Source organism: Nonomuraea insulae (genome assembly GCF_042656245.1).
This window is the reverse complement of the sequence record NZ_JBHSPA010000115.1, coordinates 73066-92085: the sequence shown is the minus strand read 5'-3', so window position 1 is coordinate 92085 and position 19020 is coordinate 73066. Positions and strand designations below refer to the sequence as shown.

The following is a 19020-nucleotide window of genomic DNA, read 5'->3' as shown; positions in this document are numbered from 1 at the left end:
CCAGGCAGCGGCCGTCCCAGGTGGCGTAGACCAGGCCCGCGCGCCCGATCACCCAGCCCTCAGGAGGGGCAGGCGCCAGGCCGAGGCCGAACGGGCGGCGGCAGCCCGGGACTGACGAAAATCCGTGCTCCTCGTCGAGCGGCGTTCGACTTCAGCCACTGCAGAGGCAGTGACAGCATCCTGTCCATTGAGCAACAAGCAATGTCACTTAAGGTAATCGATCGACCGCAAAGGGTAGCCATGGAGTAAAGCCTCAACGAAAGGACACACTCCATGGCATCCCCCCAAAACCCCACCCCCGGCGGCTGCGGGCAACGCGTCGTGCTGGAGAACGGTAGCTTCGAACAACCCCGCATCTCTGACCGGGCCCATGTCGCGTTCTTCGACGACGCCTCGGTCTCCGGCGGCGTACCCGGCTGGCGCACCACCGCCTCCGACCACAAGATCGAGCTGTGGCCCCAAGAGAGCACCAACTTCACGGCCGCGGACGGTGATCAGCTCGCCGAGCTCAACGCCAACGAGACCTCCACGCTCTATCAGGATCTGCCCACCACCCCGGGCATGAAGCTGTACTGGAAGCTGTCGCACCGCGGCCGCAAAGGCAGCGACACCATGAAGGTGCAGATCGGCCCCGCCCCCCAAGGCGACGCCACCTTCACCCCGAACTACGAAAGCGACGACCTCACCGACGGCAACACCGCCTGGGGCGAGCACTCCGGCACCTACACCGTCCCGCCCGGCCAGAGCACCACCCGCTTCGCCTTCGTCTCGGTCTCCGCGGCCGGTGGCGACACCAGCGTCGGCAACCTGCTCGACAACATCACCTTCGGCACCGCCCCGTGCGTGGTGCTGACCAAGAAGGCCAGCCCCGGCGGCGAGCTGAAGATCGGCGACACGATCACCTACGAGGTCACCGCCACCAACGAGGGCGGCTCACCCGCCGACAACCTCGTCCTGACCGACGCCGTCCCCGCCGGCACCAGCTTCGTGCCCGGCTCGCTGCGCATCACCGACGGGCTCGGCGCCGGCGACCACAGCGACCAGTCCGGCGACGACCGCGCCTCCTACGACGCCGCCTCCCGCACCGTCACCTTCCACCTCGGCGACGGCGCCACCAGCGGCAAGGGCGGCTCCCTTGACCCCACCACCAGCGACAAGCCCGTCTCCACCACCATCCAGTTCAGCGTCAAGGTAGAGCGGGCCGGCGGCGGCAACCAGCTCGAGAACCAGGCCACCGCCACCTACGACAACAGCCTGGACACCCCCACCGAGCACAAGACGTCCACCTCCAATGCCGTCACCACCCCCGTCCAGCGCGCCGTCGAACTCGCCCTGATCAAGGCCGCCGACCGCACCCAGGTCGCCGTGGGCGAACTCGTCACCTTCCATCTCATCGTCACCAACAACGGTCCCAGCGACGCCACCGGCGTCACCGTCACCGACAAACTCCCCAAGAACCTGAAGTACGTCTCCGCTTCGGCCATCGGGGACAGCAGCAACGGCTACGACCCGGGCACCGGCAAGTGGAAGGTCGGCGCCCTGGCTCCGCACGCCAGCGCCCACCTCCAACTCCAAGCCGTCGTCACCACCCCAGGCCCGATCCGCAACACCGCCATCGCGACCGCCAACGAAACCAGCACCGACACCAGCGGCACCGGCACCGGTACCAGCACCGTGATCATGTGCGCTCACCCGCAGCCGCCGTGTCCGCCTCCCTACGGCGGCGGTTGGGGAGGTGGCGGGTGGGGCGGTAACCCCTACGGCGGCTGGAACCCCGGCGGCTGGAACCCCGGTGGATGGAATCAGGGCGGATGGAATCAGGGCGGCTGCAGCCCAGCCCCATGCCCCGACACCTGCGGCCACACCGCCTCCGGCCGCACCGAGCCCGGTAAGGGCTGGAAGGTCTACACCAGCAAGACCATCTTCATCGACGTGGACACCAGCGAAGCCGGTTTCACCGCCACCCCCGTCTACACCACCTCCATCGGCGGCACGGGCGGCAGCCAGTACATCCTCGGCGGCGTCACCGGCATCTACTCCGCCACCCCCACCGGCTTCCGCATCCACGTCTACCGCACCGACGACAGGCCGCTGACCCCCGCCGACGCCGAAAGCTACGGCTGGTACGTCAACTGGATCGGCCACCAGCAAGCCTCCTGACCGCAACAACCGTGCCTCACGGGGTGAGCGGCTGAGGGAAGGCGGGTGCCGGTCACCGCGCCGCGGCGGGAGCGGCGCGGTGATCCGGGGTGCAGGGTCTTGTGGTCCAGTCGATTAGCGGTCCTGCCAGTACTAGCCCCGATCTAAGGTTCGTCAGACCACTGCGAGCCCAGGCTGGTGGACTCGGCCTCGCTGAGCTCGATCCGCGCGGCGGCGAGGTTCTCCTCCAGGTGTGCGACCTTTGAGGTGCCGGGGATCGGAAGGGTCATGGGCGATTGGTGCAGCAGCCACGCCAGCGCGATCTGCGACGGTGTCACGCCCTGGGCTGCGGCGCTCTGCTGCAGCACCCCGTCCGTCCTCGCAAGCGCTCCGGCCTGTAACGGAAAGAACGGGATGAACGCGATGCCCTCCCGCGTGCAGTACCTCAGGACATCGCGGTGGCGCTGCCTGGCGAGGTTGTAGATGTTCTGGACGCTGACCACCTCGACCAGCTCTCGTGCCTGCTCGATCTGGCCGACCTCGACCGCGCACAGGCCGATGTGGCGGATCTTGCCCTCCGCACGCATGGTGGCCAGTTCGCCGAGCTGGTCGGCCAGGGGGACCTGCGGGTCGATCCGGTGCAACTGGTAGAGGTCGATGCGCTCCAGCTTCAGTCTGCGCAGGCTCATCTCGACGCACTGACGCAGGTATTCGGGTCTGCCGAGCGGCTGCCAGGCGTCCGGTCCCTGCCGGGTGAAACCGCCCTTGGTCGCGATGACCAGCCCGTCGGGGTAGGGGTGCAGCGCCTGCGCGATGAGGTCCTCGCTGACATACGGACCGTAGGAATCGGCCGTGTCCAGCATGTTCACGCCCAGTTCCACGGCGCGGCGCAGCACTCGCAGGGCGGTGGAACTGTCTCGGGGCTCTCCCCAGATGCCGGGGCCGGTCAGTCGCATCGTGCCGAAGCCCAGTCGCCTGACCGGCAGATCGCCGCCCAGCAGTAAGTCAGCCAATTGGTTGTCTCCTTGATCGAGTCCCGCAGAGTCTCACTGGTCGCCGATTCCCTGTCACCTCGTTTTCGCCGCGGACGTGATGATCTGGCTGCGCGGCAAACCATGGGCGCGAGGCCGGCCACACCGACATCGCCGCCGGCGCCGGGATCACCAACGATCACGGGCTGCGGCAGACCGTCCGTGTGCGCTTCTCCGCGCACCGTTGCCTCGCCGGCCCGAAGGCTGAGCCGCACCAACTCCTCATGCACCCGTCGATGTCCCCATCCCGGGTTCTCCCGCGCCAGGAGAATGGTCAGCCCCCGAAGCTCCGGAGGCGGTTTGACGCGGTACAGAGCGTCCACGAGATCCTCATCGATCTCCAACCGCTCGCCCGCTAGATCCCAGGACCGCAATGCTACGAGTTGTCCCTGCTCAGGAGTTCTCTCTGCTCAGAGCAGATCTGCCCCAGGCAGATCGTGTCGACGCCGATCCGGATCGCCTCACATGATGGACGCATGAGCGAAGAATCGAAACTTCCACTGTTCAACGCGCGGGTAAGACGCGAGCTCTACGAGCAGCGTGTTCTGGTTCTCGACGGCCCTCTCGATGACGACAATGGGACGCTGCTGGCCACCCAAATGATGGCACTCGCCACGCAGGACACGGCGTCCGATATCGCATTGTGGATTCACTCCCCGGGCGGCTCGGTGCCCTCGATGCTTGCGATCCGCGACATCATTCGACTCGTTCCCTGTGACGTGTCGACCCTCGTGCTGGGCATCGCTTACAGCGCCGGGCAATTCTTGTTGTCATCGGGGGCCCGAGGGAAGCGCCGCGCCCTGCCGCACGCACGTGTCCTGATGCACCAAGGCTCGGCGGGCATCGGTGGCACCGCAGTCGACATCGAACTGCAGGCCGGCGACCTTCGGCATACTCGCGACACGGTGCTCGGTCTTATCGCCGAGGACACGGGTCAGCCCGTCGAGCGCATATTCGAGGATTCTCTGCACGATCGTTGGTACACCGCGCAAGAGGCACTGGACTACGGCTTCATAGATGCGATCGTCGAGAACTTCAACGAAATCGCGCCACAAAATCGCCCACGGCCCGGATTCGGCGTCACCGAAGGAGTCGGCCAGTGACCACATATACGATTCCGAACGTCATCGCTCAGAATCCTCGTGGCGAGCGGATCATGGATGTCTACTCGCACCTGCTCACCGAGCGAATCGTCTATCTGGGCACCGCAATTGACGCGGGCGTCGCGAACGCACTCATCGCGCAGCTGATTTTTCTGGAGTCAGACAACCCCGACGCCGAAATACAGTTCTATATCAACTGCGAGGGCGGGGACCCGAGCGCGATGCTCGCGATATACGACACCATGCGCCATATCCGCCCGCGGGTTTCGACGACCTGCGTGGGACAGGCCGTCGCGGTGGGTGCCGTCCTTCTCGCCGCGGGTGCCGAAGGCAAACGTGCCGCTCTCCCGCACGCACGAGTGATCCTGCACCAACCGGCCGCTCAGGGGCGCGGAACGATCCCCGATCTCATCTTGCAAGCCGACGAGGTCGTACGTGTGCGGGCAGACATCGAGCGCATACTGTCGCGGCACACCGGCCAGACGATCGAGACCCTACGCGCCGACACCGATCACGATCGCGTGTTCACCGCGACCGCGGCCTTGGAGTATGGGCTCCTCGATCAGATCATCGAGGAGCATTCATCGGCCCGTTGATAACCCCGGCAAGCCGCGCTACGCGGCCAGAGCATACGCCGCCGAGCAGGTAGCACCTCTCGACGCGCTGTGCTGAGCAGAGCGCAGGCTCTCGGCAACGGCAAGGGTCAGATCGATCAGGGTCACATCCAGCGCGCCGGCGACCGCAGCGATCATTTCGCTCGACGGCTCCTTGATGCCTCGTTCCATCTCGGAGAGATATTGCGGCGAGACTCCGGCGCGACTTGCCGTCTCGCTCAACTTCTCGCCCCGCTCGTGACGAAGACCTCTCAGACGCTCGCCGAGCACGTGCCGCCACAGCGGCTCGCGAGCCGGAGACGGCTTGGGGGCGGTCCGATCGATCGCTGGACGCAGCGGCGGGATGGAGGAGGCCATGCCTCACCATAGGCAGACGGCGCGTTCGAGTTCTGCCGGCTTCGCGCAGAGCGGAACCGTCCCGGCCTCCTCCGCCCAGCCTGTGCCGCTCGAACGTTCGGGCCTGGGGTGTGAGCTGGGGTTTGTCTGCGGCAGTGTGGGCCGGTCCGGGAGCCTTACGAGGTGTTGTCGTCCCTCGCTTTCATGATCGTGCCGGCGGGTGCTGGAGCTGATCGTCGTGCTGGTTCGCACCGAGTTGACCAAGGAGGTCGAGCTTTTGGCGCTGCGTCACGAGAACGCGGTGCTGCGCCGTCATGCCAGCCGCCCCAGCCGTCCTGAGAGATTGTCAGAACCAGGCTCAAGCCGCTGACCTGCGCATTCATGATGGCACCCTGTCGGGCAGCCGGCTCGCTGATCAGCCCGCCGAGGACTTCACGGCGCTCGATCCGGCCCGTCGGCGGCGGGATCACGCCGGGGACGTGATCTGTGGGAGCTCGGAGGCCGAGTGAACGGCACCGCCACGGCCGATTGTCATGATCGGCGTATTCGGCCAGCACGCTACGAAGGTGCCGTTCGCCGAAGATCAGCAGCCGGTCGAGGCCGACGGCCGGCTGCGGGACGGTGACCGGTCACCGGCGTCCGCTACCGCGACCGCGACGGGCTCGGCGAATTCGACGTGTTGCCCGTCGCGCCCGGTCTCGGCGGTTCCTTGCGCCCCGGATCGCGAACGGTAAGGCTTTCTGGCTCAGTCCCCGCGAGGGCTACGTGCCCACTTCATCCCCAAAGGCTCCGACGCCGGCGATGAAGTAACCAGCCCCCAGGCCCACGCCTTCTCGACGCGACGCGACGCAGCTCAGGGCGTCAGCCCCAGCTCGCGCAGCGCAGGCCGGCGGGGCGAAACCCGCAACGCGTACGAGCATGCCGCCCGGCAAGCGCGGGCCCAGAGCCCGGCAACGCTCGGGGCCGTGCCGATCTCCCCGGCTCGCTGCGTGAGACCAGCCCTCAGCTCGTCCGCACAGGATTGTCCAACAGTGTTCTGATCGCCAAAGGGATTTTCCCAGCGAATGTTGCGGCCATGATGCGGCAATGTTACGCTCCCCGCATCTATTGTTCGACAATATCGACGGCAGGCCAAGCGTAAACACGCAAGCCGGGTCACCCCCGAGACGGCCACCACCCCCACGAGCGCCCGAACACCCCCGCGGGTGCGAGCCCAGGATCGCCCCAGCCGTTGGCCGGTCAAGGAGACGAGGATGCCGATCAATCACCGAAAGCCCTGGTAGCGCAGTCGTCCACTCAACGCATCAGCGGACGCCCTCATCCCGGGGCGCGAGGCGCGGAGCGTCCCTCGCCGCTGAGATGGCCGGGTGCGCAAACGCACAGCGATCTGCGCGCGGCATATCGCCAAGGGCGACACGAAGCGCAATTCGAATGCGGCTCGGGAAGCCGTGAGCCTCGGTCTTCAGTGAAGGGACGAGAGCGTGTTTCCGCGCTCTTGAAGGCGCCTGCCCAGAAGGACGAAGTGTCACTGGAAGGTTAGAAACCTTGAACACGTACACCGTGGCAGTACGTAACTACGCGCACACGACGCCGCTGAAGTCGGGCGAGCGCCAGGTTGAGAACTGCCGACTCGAATTCCCGCAGATCGACCCCATCTACAAGGCATTCGCGCCGATGGTCCGCGAGCTGAAGTTCGACGTGTCGGAGATGGCGATCGCGACGTATCTCCAGGCCAAGGACGCGGGAAAGCAGATCAGTCTCCTCCCGGTCGCCATGAACGGCGACTTCCACCACCACTCCATCTCGCATTGGCCCGGCGCGCCGATCCGGAGCCCCAAGGATCTGGTAGGCCGGCGAGTCGGTGTCCGGGCATACACCCAGACGACCGGGCTGTGGGTGCGCGGGGTCCTCAAGGAGGACTACGGGGTCGAGGCGGACCAGATCACGTGGGTCACCACCGAGGGACCGCACGTCGACGAGTACGTGGAACCTCCGAACGTCGAACGTACCTCCAGCAAGATCCTCGACCTGCTGCGGGACGGCGACATCGTGGCGGCGGTGCGGGGCCCGGTCGTCATCGACAATGACGGCGCCTCGCTCGTCCCGGTCATCAAGAACTGGCAGGAGGCCGAGCAGGCCTGGTCCGAGCGCCATTCGACGGTCCCGATGAACCACATGCTCACCGTCCGTACGGACCTGCTGAAGAACGACCCGAAGGCGGTCAGGAGCATCTATGAGGCCTTCACGGCGGGCATCGACATGGTGCCGACCGACGGTCCGCGGACGTCGCGGCAGCGCGCCGTCCGGTACGGACTGAGCGAGGAGCTTTTGTCGGCGCTCCGGCTGGCCGTCCGGTACGCCTATGAGCAGCGGCTCATCCGATCCGAGTTCGCGGTCGAAGACCTGTTCGCGGACTTCATCGAATGCCTGGACGCCTGATGCCCGCCATTGAGCCAAAGGTCGCCGAGCGCCCCACGAAACTGGCCATTGACTCGGTCTCGCGCGGCTTCCGCTCGATATCGAACCGCCGGCGCCCGCAATTCACCCAGGTGCTGAACGACATCTCGTTCGAAATGTACGAGGGGGAGATCGTCTCGGTCGTCGGACTGAGCGGGTGCGGGAAGACCACGCTGCTGCGCATCATCGGCGGGCTGCTGTCGCCGGACGCCGGCACCCTCCGGGTGGACGGTCACGAGGTGAGCGGGCCGGGTCTCGACCGGGCCATCGTGTTCCAGCAGCCGTCGCTGCTGCCCTGGCGCAACGCCATGCGCAACGTCGAGTTCGGCCTGGAACTCAGGAAGGTCGCCAAGGACGTACGCGCGGAGAAGGCGTGCGACGCGCTGCGCCTGGTGGGGCTGGGCGACTACGAGAAGTACTACCCCGCGAGCGTCCCGTCGATCTGGAGGGCCTGCTCCGCAACCTCGACGCCGCCGGGATCGAGAAGGCCGCCGTGGTGCAGGCGTCCACGGTGTACGGCTACGACAACCGCTACGCGGCCGATGCGCTCACCGGGCCAGGCTCGGCTCGCCGATCTCGTGGCCGGCCAGGTCGTCAGGCGGTACGGCGCCACCCGGCGGCAGGCCGACGCGGGACTCCATCTGGCGGACGATGCGGTCGGCCTCCGCCGAGCGGCCCATCGCGACCAGCCATCGCGGCGACTCCACCAGGGCGCGCCTGTTGACCAACGGCAACACCAGCAGCACCAGGCCGCCTTCGGGCGGGCGTTCCTTGAGCCCGCCCGCGACGTGCTGGCCCGCTTCGACGCCCTGGCGAACCTCGCGGCTCTACCCGCCGCCGCCGGCGCGGCCGTGCGGGTGGGAGCCCCACCGCTCGCTCCCACCCAGGTTCTGGACGTGGTGCTGGAGACGTTCGAGCGGGTGAGCCCGGGGATCGAGCTGCCGGTGACCCTGGAGCCGTCGGCGGGGCTGCTCGCCCTGCTGGCGGCGCGCAAACTGGACGTCGCCGTCGTCCACCTGCCCGTGGACGCCCCTGGCCTCGACGCCCTCGCCCTCGCCGAATACCGCTTCGCCGTCGCCATGCGCGCCGACGACCCCCTGGCCGGCCGCACCCGGCTCACCGTCGGCGACCTGGCCGACCGGCAGTTGCTGCTCACCTCGTTCAAGGTGCACCCGCAGGTGATGAAGGGGCTGCGTGACCACCTGCGCGAGGGCGGGGTCACCCGGATCCGGGAGATGCCGCACAGCGACTCGGTGCAGATGGCCGCGCACGTCTCCCACTCGCGTGCCCTGTCCCTGACCACACCCAGCACGATCGCGGGCCGCATCTTCGCCGAGGCCGGGCTCGTCCTCGTGCCGCTGGACGACCCGGACCTGCACTTCCGGCTCGGGGTCGTCTGGCCCGCGGGCGTCGCGGCCGGCGACGGCCCGCTCGTGGACGTCGTCGCGGCCCTGCGCCGACACGTCGGCGACTCGCTCACCATCCTCTGATCCTGCATGCGAAGCGCGCGGAGGCGGCGCGAAGCGCCATCGAACGGCATCGGCCGGGCGCGTTCGCCCAGCTCATACGCGTAACGCGGCCCTCCGTACCAGCAAAGGGCTTGATATCATGGTTCATACCCTTCGGTGACACAACGTAGTGGGTGTTCGAGATCCTGCCGTATCGGAGACGGAACGGGGGGCATGGTCGTGAAGGCTCTACTGAACTCGCTGACCGAGGCCGAGATGGCATTGGTGCGAGAGGCCGACAAGGAGAATCTGGCCGAGCTGGACGAGGATGAGCTCGTCGAAGTGCACACGCGCATACGCCGGGCGCGCAACAAGTACGTCAAGCTGTACCGGCGAGAAGCCAGTGTTCGGGTCGGGGAGTTCGGCGGTCGCGGCACCGCACGGCCGAAGAATCGTCGCAATGCTGAAAAGTCCGAAGTGTTCGAAGATGCGCTGGCCAGAGTCAGCCGTCACCTCGCCATGGCGGCCAGGCGCAGCGCGGAGGAACTCAAGGCCGGACGGTTGGCCGCGGCACGCCGGCATCAGACCATTCCGCCACCCAGGGCGGCGGCTGACATGACCTCTCCCATGGGGAGCCAGCTGGCCGATCGCCGCCCGGACTCGGCGGCTTTGCGCCGTCGCCAGGCCAAGACGTTGGCGAGTGGAGCCCGCCGGCAGGCCAAACGCGACAGCTCCTGAGGGAGTCCTGGGCGCGGACGCGGCGGCCCTGGCCTTGTCCTGCTGATCAGCGCGATCTTCCTGCCGTCATGACGGCAGGAAGATCGCGGTCGCCTCGTCGGCGAGTACGGCGGAGTGCGGGGCGTCCGGATCGGTCTGTGCCAGGTGCAGCAGCCCGAGGATGGCCGCGTAGGCGACCCGTGCCCGAGATGCCGCCCGGCCCTCCGGGAGGCCGAGCTCGTGGTAGGTACGGGTCAGGAGTTCCAGCCGGGCACGGTTCACCCGGCGAACCGCGTCGCTGACGCGGGGGTCGTTGCGGTCGCCGAGCAGGCTCAGGTGCACCGACGGCGCCAGCGGCTGGACGGCCTGCACGACAACGGTGAGCAGCTCGCGCAGCCGCCGTGCCGGATCGGCGATCGCGGCGAATTCGGCGAGCCCCTCGTCGCCGTGACTTCGCACCCACTCCGCGAGTGCCGCCGCGATCAGTTCGTCCCGGTTCCGGTAATGCGCGTAGAAACTGCCCTTGGTCACACCGAGCGTCCGCGCCAGCGGTTCGACCGCGACCGCGGCCAGCCCGCCGTCCGCGATCGCCTTCAGTGCGGCCCGCGCCCAGTCCTGGGCGGACAGCCGGGTCGACTCCTTCACCACGGGTAACAGGATACGCCGAAGTATTGTCGCGTTCTCATACGAATACGGTAGCGTATCCATACGCAACCGTATCCTGGATGGAGCGCATGAAGATTCGCCGAGTGGTCACCGGGCACGACTCCGAGGGCAAGGCCCGCGTGGTCGACGACCGTGATGTCGAGCCCATCACCTCCGAGCTGATGCCCGGCTGTGCGGCCTACCCGTTGTGGGGCCGGGACGAGCGACCCACGTTCCCGGACGACGGCTCGCCGCGCCGCGCCGAGTCGTGGTACCCGCCCCGGGATGGATCGCGCTTCATGATCAACACGATCCCACCGGGTGAGCTGGTCCTCCCCCCGGATCTCGACATGGCCGCGGCCGTGGACGAGCTGGAGCGGCGGATGCCGGGCGCGATGGCCGCGATGGAGCCCGGCTCCCCGGGGATGCACACCACCGACAGCATCGACTACGTCCTGGTCGTCTCGGGCGAGGCCACGCTGGAACTCGACGACGGCGAGCGGACGGTGTTGCGGGCCGGCGACGTGGTCGTCCAGAACGGCACCCGGCACGCGTGGCGCAACCACGGCACCGAGTCCTGCATGATCGTCGGTGTCGCCATCGGCGCGGACCGTACTCCAGATCGGTGATCCGAACCCTGAAAGGCGCGCGATTCCGGCACCGCGCGGCACGTCAGTCCGGGATGGCTTGTACGCCGGGAGGCAGTTGAGCCCGCTCCTGAGCGTCCAGGAAGGCTTTGACGACCGCGGCGTTCGAGCGGCGTCTCGTCCAGAAGAGGGCCACCTCCCGCAGGGCCGTCCGGGAGTCAATGGTGCGGATCGCAAGGCCCTCGACGCTGGTGGTCTCCAGGGCGAGGCGATTGATGACGCCGACGCCGAAGGCGGCGCGGACCAGCGCGACCAGGGTCGCCGGTTGGTCGGTGAGGTAGGCGATGTCGCTCCGGCCGGCCGCGTCGCCGAGGGTGTTGCGCAAGTCGAATCCGCCGCCCTCTTCCTCGCTGCCGGACGGGTTGCCGATCAGTGGCCGTCCCAGGATGTCGTCCACGCTCACCGTGGACTTCCGAGTGAGGTCGTCCTGCTCGCGCATCACGGCGACGATGTCCTCACGCCAAATGGTTCGATGGCAGAGCGTGGTCTCGTGCATCTTCGGCAACAGCGGCCGGAACGCCAGGTCCACGGCCCCGCTGACGACCATCTCCTCCAGCGCCGCGGCGGTGCCCTCGTGGAGCTCGATCGTGACGCCCGGGTACTTCGAGGTCAGCTCTCGCAACACCGAGGGCAGGTAGGTCGAGCTGACGCTCGGATAACTGCCGATCCTGAGGTGCGCGACGAAGTTGTCGAGCGTGCCGCGGGCGGCCTCGATGCCTCGTTGGAGCTCGAGCAGGGCGTTCATGGCGTGCCCACGGAACAGCTCGCCCGCCTCGGTCGTGCAGATGGGGCGAGCCTTGCGGTCGAAGAGGGTCACGCCGAGCGCATGTTCCAGGGCCGCGATGTGGGCGCTGACCCGCGACTGCGACAGGTGCAGGACGAGCGTGGCGGCGCCGAACCCGCCTTTGTCCGCCACCGCGAGAAAGCTGCGCAACCAGGCGGTCTGCAGTGACATGGCATCCCGCGGATCGCGCGGGGCCAGGTCGATCTCGTCGTCGGGGTGATCGTCGGAAGGGGCCGGCGAGCCGCTCATCCCTGATCCGTTCCCGCTGTCATCCCTCCGTCGAGGACGAGCGCGGCCCCGTTGACGAACCGGCCCTCAGGCCCCGCGAGGAAGGCGACCATGGCCGCGATCTCGTCCGGCGCCCCCATGCGCCCGTCCAACTGCCGCGAGGCCATCGCCGCGCGGGCCGCCGCCGGTTCCGGCGCGTTCGCGAGGATCTTCCCGATCCACTCGGTCTCCACGGTTCCGGGGCAGATCGCCACGGAACGGATTCCGGCCCGCGCGTGGTCGACCGCGACGGCCCGGGTGAGGCCGACCAGCCCCGCCTTGGACGCGCAGTACGCCGCCCGGCGGGCCAGCCCGACCTGACCGCCGACGGAGGCGATGTTGATGATCACGCCGCTGCCGCGGTCGAGCATCAACGGCAGCGTCGCCCGGATGGTGAGGAACGGCCCGGTCAGGTTCACCGACATGACGCGGTTCCAGTCCGCGTCGCTCGTCTCCAGCACGTTCGCGGCCAGGCCGATACCGGCCACGTTCACCAGCACTTCCGGAGCGCCGACGGTGACGGCGATCTCCCGTGTCACCGACCCCACGGCCAGCGGGTCGCACAGGTCGACGGTGAACGGGTGCGCCAGGCCACCGGCCTGCTGGATCCGCGTGCCCGTCTCGGCGAGACCGGCGACGTCGAGATCCATCATCGCGACCTCGTAGCCGCCGCGGGCCAGGCGCAGGGCGGTGGCGCGGCCGATGCCGGAGGCCGCACCGGTGACCACGGCGACGGTGCCGGTCGTCACAGTCCTGGTCATGGGGCTGGTTCCCGTGCTCACGAGTACGCCGCTCCGGGCAGCGAGCCGTCCATGGCGTACCCGCCGTCCACGTCCAGGCAGGCACCCGTGGTGTAGCACGCCTCCTCGGAGGCGAGGTAGGCGATGGCGGCGGCCACCCACTCGGGCGGCGCGATCGTCCCCAGCGGGATCTTCGCCTTCAGCGAGGCGACGATCTCGGGGGTGTAGATGGGCTCGCTCATCCTGGTCCGGGTGGCGCCCGGGCGGACGCAGTTCACGGTGATGCCGTGGGGAGCCAGCTCCGACGCCATCGTGCGGGTCATCGCCTCGAGCCCGCCCTTGGTCGCCGTGTACGGCGCCGCGTTCGGCTCCGAGACCACGGCGTGCACCGAGGAGACGTTGACGATGCGGCCCGGCGTACCGTGCTCGACCATGATGCGAGCGACGGCCTGGGTCAGGAAGAAGACGCCCGTCAGGTTGACCGCGACCACCCGATCCCAGTCGGCCCTCGTGACCTGGAGGAAGGGCGCGATGCGCAGAATCCCGGCGACGTTGGCCAGCACGTCCACGTGCTGGAACTCCGCGCGGAGGTAGTCCTCCAGCGAGGGCGCCGCGTCCTGGTCCGCGACGTCCAGGTCGAGCGGGCGAACGCGTTCCACCACGTCGTCGGGCCAGGGCTGGGTGTGTTTCAGATCGACCGCCACCACCGTGGCGCCCTCGCGCAGCAGCCGGACCGCCGTCGCCCGGCCGATGCCGGAGTCGGCGCCGGTGACGACGGCGAGTTTGTCGCTGAATCTCATGCGATGACCTCTCGTGAAAAGCTGAACGGAGTGGACGGCCGTCCCGGGGTGCCGACGTCGCGCCGCGGCACCGCACCCGGCGGCGGCCACATGTCCTGCCGTGAGGGGGTGAGGTCGGGGGAGGTCATACTACGGCTCCCATCCGCCACGGCACGATCTCCTCCGCGCCGAACCCGAGCGCCTCGGACTTGCTCGGCGCACCCGATGCCAGGTCCACCAGTGCCTCGAACAGCAGGATTCCATGCCGGATCTGCTCTTCTCGCGACATCGCCGGGCCCGCGTCGAAGTCCATGTCGGCACGCATGTGCTCGTACAGCCGCGTGGTCGTGCTGATCTTGAGGCAGGGGGTCGGGCGCGATCCGAAGACCGATCCCCGGCCGGTGGTGAACGCCAGCAGGTTGGCCCCGCCGGCGACCATGCCGGTGGCCGAGACCGGGTCGTAGCCGGGGGTGTCCATGAAGGTCAGCCCCGCGGTGGTGACCGGCTCGGCGTAGGCGACGACGTCGTTGAGCGGGCTCGTGCCGCCCTTCAGCACCGCCCCCAGCGACTTCTCCCAGATGGTGGTGATGCCGCCGTCCCTGTTGCCCTTGGAGGGGTTGTTGTCCAGCTCGGCGTTGTTGCCGGCCGTGTACTCCTGCCACCAGGCGATCAGCTCGTCGATCCGGCGGGCGATCACGGGCGCGGCGGCCCGCCGGCGCAGCATGTGCTCGGCGCCGTAGATCTCGGGGGTCTCGCCGAGGATGACCCGGCCGCCGGCGGCCACGAGCAGATCGGCCGTCACGCCCAGCGTCGGATTGGCCGTCAGGCCCGAGTAGGCGTCGCTGCCGCCGCACTGCAGCCCCAGGACCAGTTCGGCGACCGGGATGGGCTCCCGCCGCAGGCCGGCGAGCTGCGACGCCATCGCCGTGAGAGCCTCCAGCGCGGCGTTGACGGTGGCGGCCGTGCCGCCCAGGTCCTGGATGGAGAGGGTCTCGACGGCCAGGCTGCCGCCGAAGATGTTCTCCGGTTGGTTGATCTCGCAGCCCAGGCTGACCATCACGACTCCGGCGATGTTCGCGTGCCCTGCGTACCCGCGCAGGGTGCGGCGCAGGATGTCGTCGCCGGTGGTGCCCTCGGCCATGCCGCAGCCCAGCTCGTGGGTGAGAGCGATGACCCCGTCCAGGCCGGGGGCCCTGACCTGGGCGTTGGCGGCCTGCGCGACCATCCTGGCCACCGTCGATGAACAGTTCACCGTAGGCAGCACGGCGAGGTAGTTGCGGGTCGCGGCCCGGCCGTCGGGCCTGCGGTAGCCGAGGAAGTGCTCGCGCGTCGGGGCGGCCGGCGGGGACCACGGCGATGGTGTGGCGGTGGCCGTCCCGTGGCCGAGGCTCTGCGGCCCGACCCCGAGGTTGTGCGTGTGAACGTGGGCGCCGGGCGGGATGTCCTGGAGAGCGATGCCGATGATCTCGCCGTACTTGCGGACGGCCGCGCCCTTGGCGACGGCGCGCACGGCGACCTTGTGGCTCGCCGGGATGTCGTCGAGCGCGGCGACGGCACCCTCGTTCACCCGTACGAGCGTGCCGCGACTGAGCGGCTCGCGCACGAGCCCCACGTCATCCACACCCTCCAGCGGTACCAGGGGGACGCGGACATCGGCCGGCATCGGTGCGGTCATCCACATTCCCGTGAATACATGCGATTCCGCAGGAGTGAAAATTCAGATTCAGTGGTCGTCACGAAAATCACCTACCAAACTCGGCCGGTCCCGATACCGGGACCGGCCTTCATGAATCTCCGTCAGAGGAGAATTTGCCATTTCTGGTTGGCGCCGTTCCCGCAGGACCACAGTTGTACGTTCGTGGTGCTGTACAGATCGGCGTCCAGGCAGAGCTTCGAATCGACTCCGCGCAGCGTCCCGTCGGAGAAGAGGTGCCACTTCTGGTTGGCGCCACCCGCGCAGTCGCGGCTGACGACCCTGGTGCCGTTGGTCCTGCCGGAGCCGTAGGCGGTCAGGCATTTGCCGCCGTTGTAGACGGTGATCGCCCCGTTGGACTGCCTGGTCCATCGCTGGTTGTCGCCGTTCCAGCAATCCCAGACCTGCAGCCGCACGTCGTTGTCGTGGGAGATGCCGGGGATGTCGAGGCACTTGTTGTAGTGCGGGTTCCGCAGTTGGCCGGTGCTTGAGGCGGAGCCGCCCCAGGCGTACCTGAGACGGTCGACGGCCGTGGGGTTCGGCATCCAGAGCGGCAGGTTGGCGGTGCCGCCGCCGAAGGCGCCGAAGAGTCTCAGGATGTTCAGCGAGTCGTGGTCGGGGCTCGTGGTCCGGCCGCCGAGGCCGTGGCACCAGATCGCGCCCAGACCGTACTCGCGGATGACGTCGGTGATGGCCCGCAGGAACGCGACCTCCTTGGGGGTCGTGGCGCTGGGGGCGGCGCTGTAGTCGATACCGTTGTCGGCGTCCGCGCCGAACTCCTCGACGACGGTGCGCGCCGCACAGCCGCCCATGAGGGTCTTGATGTCGTTGACCCAGTCGTCATAGCTCCGCGCGCCGTAGGGGAAGGCGTAGCGGTGCAGCGCGAGATAGGTTCCGGCGAAGCGGGAGTCGTTGCACAGCGGCCTCAGGTCGCTGCCCCATCCGCCGCCGTCGAGCTGGGCGCCCTCGATCAGCATCCGGTTCCTGGGGAAGCCGGCCGAGCTCACCCGGTTGATCCACTGGGCGGCGAAGTTCAGCCACTGCGGGGTGGTGAACCCGATGGGCTCGTTGATCGGGTCGAAGTAGATCTGGGAGTTGCCGGCGTACCTGGCGGTGAGGGTGTCCCACATCTGGTTCCAGGTGGGCAGGTAGCCGTCGACGACCTTGTTACTGCCGTCCTCTACCCAGTAGGACAGGATGACCTTGAATCCTCTGGCGGTCGCGGCGTCGATGACGCCGTTGTAAGCGTTCCAGCTCGTGGTGGCGGGGTTGATCGGCAGCCGGACGGTGTTGGCCTCCAGGCTGCTCTGGAACGCGGCGAACATGGCGTCGGCCTTGCTCCTGGTGGCGTTGTAGTCGTCGTTCGGAGACAGGCCCTGCAGGACGAGCCGCTCGGAGGTGAAGTTGTCGCCGAGGCGGGACCAGTGCACCCCGCGGAACTGGCTGGGGTCCAGGCCGGGCTCCGCGGCGGCGGGCGAGGTGAGGGGGGTCATGACCAGCGTGATCAGCGCGGCCAGCAGCGCGGCCAGTATCCGGGCGGGGGAGGGCGGGAGGGGACGAGGGCGCGGCATGGGATTTCCTTTCCGTTGCGGTTTCACTTTCCGCGCTTCACCAGGCGGTGCAGCGGTTCTGCGGACGCGGCGACGAAAATGACGACTCCGGTGACGATCTGCTGGTCGAAGGAGGGCAGGCCGAGCAGGCTCATCCCGTTGGACAGAAAACCGAGGAAGAGCACGCCGATACCGGTACGCAGCAGGCTGCCCCGCCCGCCGTTCAGTCCGGTGCCGCCCAGCACGACGGCGCCCACGATGTTCAGCAGCAGCGGGCTGCCCATGCTGGCGCCCGCCCCGGCGAGCCCGGAGGTCAGCACCATGCCGGCGACGGCCGAGAACAGGCCGGCGACGGCGTACACGCTCGCCTTGGTACGGGTGACGTCGACCCCGCTGATGCGGGCCACCTCGACGTTCGCCCCGACGTGCAGGACCCGCCTCCCCCACGCGGTACGCGTCAGGACGAGCTGCGCGACGGCGTACAACGCGACGGCCAGCCACACCGAGTACGGAATCCCACCGGGCCCGTCGATGCTGAAGCCGATGAACTCCTCAGGAACCGGCCCGATCGTCTCGCCGCGGCTGAGCAGCGTGGTGCCGCCGCTGACGACGTAAAGCGCGGCGAGGGTCACGGCGAACGGGACGACGGGCATCCTGGCCACGACGACTCCGACCACGAGCCCGATCACGGTCCCGGTGATCAGCCCCGCCACGACCCCCGCGGCGACGCTCCCGGTGCTGGTGATGATCCAGGCGCCGGCGACCCCGCCGGCGCCGATCACGCTGCCGACGGACAGGTCGATGCCGCCGGTCAGGATGACGAAGGTCGCGCCGATCGCCGCGATCGCGACCACGGCGGACTGGCTGAACACGTTGGTGATGTTCGAGGCGGTCAGCACCCCGTCGGTGAGCAGGCTCAGCACCGCGATGAGGACGACCAGCGCGGGCAACATCGACAGGTCGGCGAACCATCCGGGGCGCCGGGCCGGGTCGCGCAGCCACGGCACCCGTTTCGCGGAGTACGTGTACACGGCGGAGGCGTCCTCCCCGCGGGCGGATTCAGGAGGCGACACAGCCCCACACCTGCGGGCTGGTGGCGGCGAAGCCGTCCTGGTCGAGGGTCAGCCCCTTCGTCTGAACGGTTTTCTGGCCGACGGTCTTGCCGCCCAGTGCGGTGGTGATCGCCGCGACGGCCTGCTTGCCGAAGTCGTCGACGGGGGTGGCGATGTCGGCGTCGAGCGTTCTGTCCCGCATGGCCTTGCAGCCGTTCTGGTCACCGTCGATGCTCACCACGAACACGTGCTCGGCATCCCCGATCGGGGCCAGCCGGTTGGCCGAGGTCAGCGCGGACTGCACCGACGGCAGCAGGAAGTCCGACGGCACGAAGATCGCGTTGATGCCGGGGTTCTTCTGCAGCGCGTTGGAGGTGCCGTCCAGGGCCTGGGCCGGGTCCCAGTTGGTGGGGACCTGGCTGACGACGGTCACGTTCGGGTCGCCCTTGAGCGCGGCGTCGAAGCCGTCCCTGCGGCCGATCGCGTTCTGGTCGGTGAGCGCGCCCACCAGCTCCAGCACCTTCAGCGGTTTGTCCTTGGCGGCGCCGGCGAACTCGGCCGCCGCGAGCCGGCCGTCGGCCGCGGGGTCGCCGGTGATCTGGAACGTGACGTTCCGCGGGTCGGCGACCGCCCGATCGACGGCGATGAACGGCACCTTCCTGGCCTTGGCGAGGCTGATGGAGGAGGCGATCTGCTGCCCGTCCTGGGCGATCACGATCACCGCGCTGACCTGGCGCGTCTGGATCAGGTCCTGGATCTGCGAGGCCTGCTTGCGCGGGTCCTTGTCGGCGACGTTGAAGACGACGTCGTAGCCGGCCGCCTTGGCCGCCTTCTCGATCGACGCCTTCTCCGCCTGGCGGATCGCGTTGAGCAGGTCGAAGCTCACACCGATCGTGACCTTCTGGCCGGACGCGCCCGACCCGGACCGCGCCGCGGTCGAGCCGTTCGAGCCGCAGGCGGAGAGGGCGAGTACGAGACACGACGCCGCGACGAAGGCTTTCATGGGGGTCTTACCTTT

Annotated in this window: 18 protein-coding genes; 8 read left to right on the top strand and 10 right to left on the bottom strand. The window is 68.5% G+C overall.

The features are described 5' to 3' along the window. Positions 1-273 precede the first annotated feature (273 nt). The gene (locus tag ACFPZ3_RS63855) at positions 274-2160 is read left to right on the top strand and encodes an isopeptide-forming domain-containing fimbrial protein (protein ID WP_379524162.1); all 1887 of its coding nucleotides are present in this window, start codon (positions 274-276) and stop codon (positions 2158-2160) included. Between the two features lie 143 nt (positions 2161-2303). Here the strand turns inward: ACFPZ3_RS63855 and ACFPZ3_RS63850 are convergent, their stop codons facing one another. Then, positions 2304-3152: an aldo/keto reductase gene (locus ACFPZ3_RS63850; protein WP_379524161.1), complete on the bottom strand. Its 849-nt coding sequence runs from the start codon at positions 3150-3152 to the stop codon at positions 2304-2306. Positions 3153-3646: 494 nt separating this feature from the next. Between ACFPZ3_RS63850 and ACFPZ3_RS63845 the strand changes: the two genes are divergently transcribed. Both ACFPZ3_RS63845 and ACFPZ3_RS63840 read left to right on the top strand, forming a co-directional pair. After that, a complete protein-coding gene (locus ACFPZ3_RS63845) occupies positions 3647-4273 on the top strand; it encodes a ClpP family protease (protein WP_379524160.1) in 627 nt (208 codons plus the stop codon). Next, positions 4270-4869 carry a ClpP family protease gene (locus ACFPZ3_RS63840; RefSeq protein WP_379524159.1) on the top strand — a complete coding sequence of 200 codons (600 nt, stop codon included), beginning with the start codon at positions 4270-4272 and terminating at the stop codon, positions 4867-4869. Before ACFPZ3_RS63845 ends, ACFPZ3_RS63840 begins: the two co-directional genes overlap by 4 nt. An 18-nt stretch (positions 4870-4887) precedes the next feature. Here the strand turns inward: ACFPZ3_RS63840 and ACFPZ3_RS63835 are convergent, their stop codons facing one another. Beyond that, positions 4888-5244 (bottom strand): helix-turn-helix domain-containing protein, encoded by a 357-nt coding sequence (locus tag ACFPZ3_RS63835; RefSeq protein ID WP_379524158.1) that lies wholly within the window; start codon positions 5242-5244, stop codon positions 4888-4890. A gap of 199 nt (positions 5245-5443) precedes the next feature. Between ACFPZ3_RS63835 and ACFPZ3_RS63830 the strand changes: the two genes are divergently transcribed. The 4 genes from ACFPZ3_RS63830 (at position 5444) to ACFPZ3_RS63815 (ending at position 9866) form a co-directional block, all read left to right on the top strand. Further along, entirely contained in the window at positions 5444-5593 is a 150-nt protein-coding gene (locus ACFPZ3_RS63830) for a hypothetical protein (protein ID WP_379524157.1), read from the top strand. Positions 5594-6768: 1175 nt separating this feature from the next. Then, positions 6769-7662, top strand: a complete 894-nt coding sequence (locus ACFPZ3_RS63825; RefSeq protein ID WP_379524156.1) for a substrate-binding domain-containing protein — start codon at positions 6769-6771, stop codon at positions 7660-7662. After that, on the top strand, positions 7662-9170 hold the full coding sequence (locus ACFPZ3_RS63820) for a LysR substrate-binding domain-containing protein (protein ID WP_379524155.1): 1509 nt from the start codon (positions 7662-7664) through the stop codon (positions 9168-9170). The genes ACFPZ3_RS63825 and ACFPZ3_RS63820 overlap by 1 nt, the downstream gene beginning before the upstream one ends. A gap of 192 nt (positions 9171-9362) precedes the next feature. Then, positions 9363-9866 (top strand): hypothetical protein, encoded by a 504-nt coding sequence (locus tag ACFPZ3_RS63815; RefSeq protein ID WP_379524154.1) that lies wholly within the window; start codon positions 9363-9365, stop codon positions 9864-9866. 66 nt (positions 9867-9932) lie between these two features. Here ACFPZ3_RS63815 and ACFPZ3_RS63810 read toward each other — a convergent pair whose 3' ends face one another. After that, positions 9933-10493, bottom strand: a complete 561-nt coding sequence (locus tag ACFPZ3_RS63810) for a TetR/AcrR family transcriptional regulator (protein ID WP_379524153.1) — start codon at positions 10491-10493, stop codon at positions 9933-9935. Positions 10494-10579: 86 nt separating this feature from the next. Between ACFPZ3_RS63810 and ACFPZ3_RS63805 the strand changes: the two genes are divergently transcribed. Continuing rightward, positions 10580-11119, top strand: coding sequence for a cupin domain-containing protein (locus ACFPZ3_RS63805; protein WP_379524152.1), 540 nt, complete (start codon positions 10580-10582; stop codon positions 11117-11119). 43 nt (positions 11120-11162) lie between these two features. Here the strand turns inward: ACFPZ3_RS63805 and ACFPZ3_RS63800 are convergent, their stop codons facing one another. From ACFPZ3_RS63800 to ACFPZ3_RS63770, 7 genes are all read right to left on the bottom strand, one after another. Then, complete coding sequence (locus ACFPZ3_RS63800) at positions 11163-12170, bottom strand: LysR family transcriptional regulator (protein ID WP_379524151.1); 1008 nt, start codon at positions 12168-12170, stop codon at positions 11163-11165. Then, entirely contained in the window at positions 12167-12949 is a 783-nt protein-coding gene (locus tag ACFPZ3_RS63795) for an SDR family NAD(P)-dependent oxidoreductase (RefSeq protein ID WP_379524150.1), read from the bottom strand. The genes ACFPZ3_RS63800 and ACFPZ3_RS63795 overlap by 4 nt, the downstream gene beginning before the upstream one ends. Positions 12950-12966: 17 nt before the next feature. Then, positions 12967-13728 carry an SDR family NAD(P)-dependent oxidoreductase gene (locus ACFPZ3_RS63790; RefSeq protein WP_379524149.1) on the bottom strand — a complete coding sequence of 254 codons (762 nt, stop codon included), beginning with the start codon at positions 13726-13728 and terminating at the stop codon, positions 12967-12969. Positions 13729-13852: 124 nt separating this feature from the next. Further along, positions 13853-15382, bottom strand: coding sequence for a UxaA family hydrolase (locus ACFPZ3_RS63785; protein ID WP_379524148.1), 1530 nt, complete (start codon positions 15380-15382; stop codon positions 13853-13855). A gap of 122 nt (positions 15383-15504) precedes the next feature. Further along, entirely contained in the window at positions 15505-16971 is a 1467-nt protein-coding gene (locus ACFPZ3_RS63780; RefSeq protein WP_379524147.1) for a ricin-type beta-trefoil lectin domain protein, read from the bottom strand. A gap of 23 nt (positions 16972-16994) precedes the next feature. Beyond that, positions 16995-18023, bottom strand: coding sequence for an ABC transporter permease (locus tag ACFPZ3_RS63775; protein ID WP_379524146.1), 1029 nt, complete (start codon positions 18021-18023; stop codon positions 16995-16997). After that, a complete protein-coding gene (locus tag ACFPZ3_RS63770) occupies positions 18010-19005 on the bottom strand; it encodes a sugar ABC transporter substrate-binding protein (RefSeq protein ID WP_379524145.1) in 996 nt (331 codons plus the stop codon). The genes ACFPZ3_RS63775 and ACFPZ3_RS63770 overlap by 14 nt, the downstream gene beginning before the upstream one ends. Positions 19006-19020 lie beyond the last annotated feature (15 nt).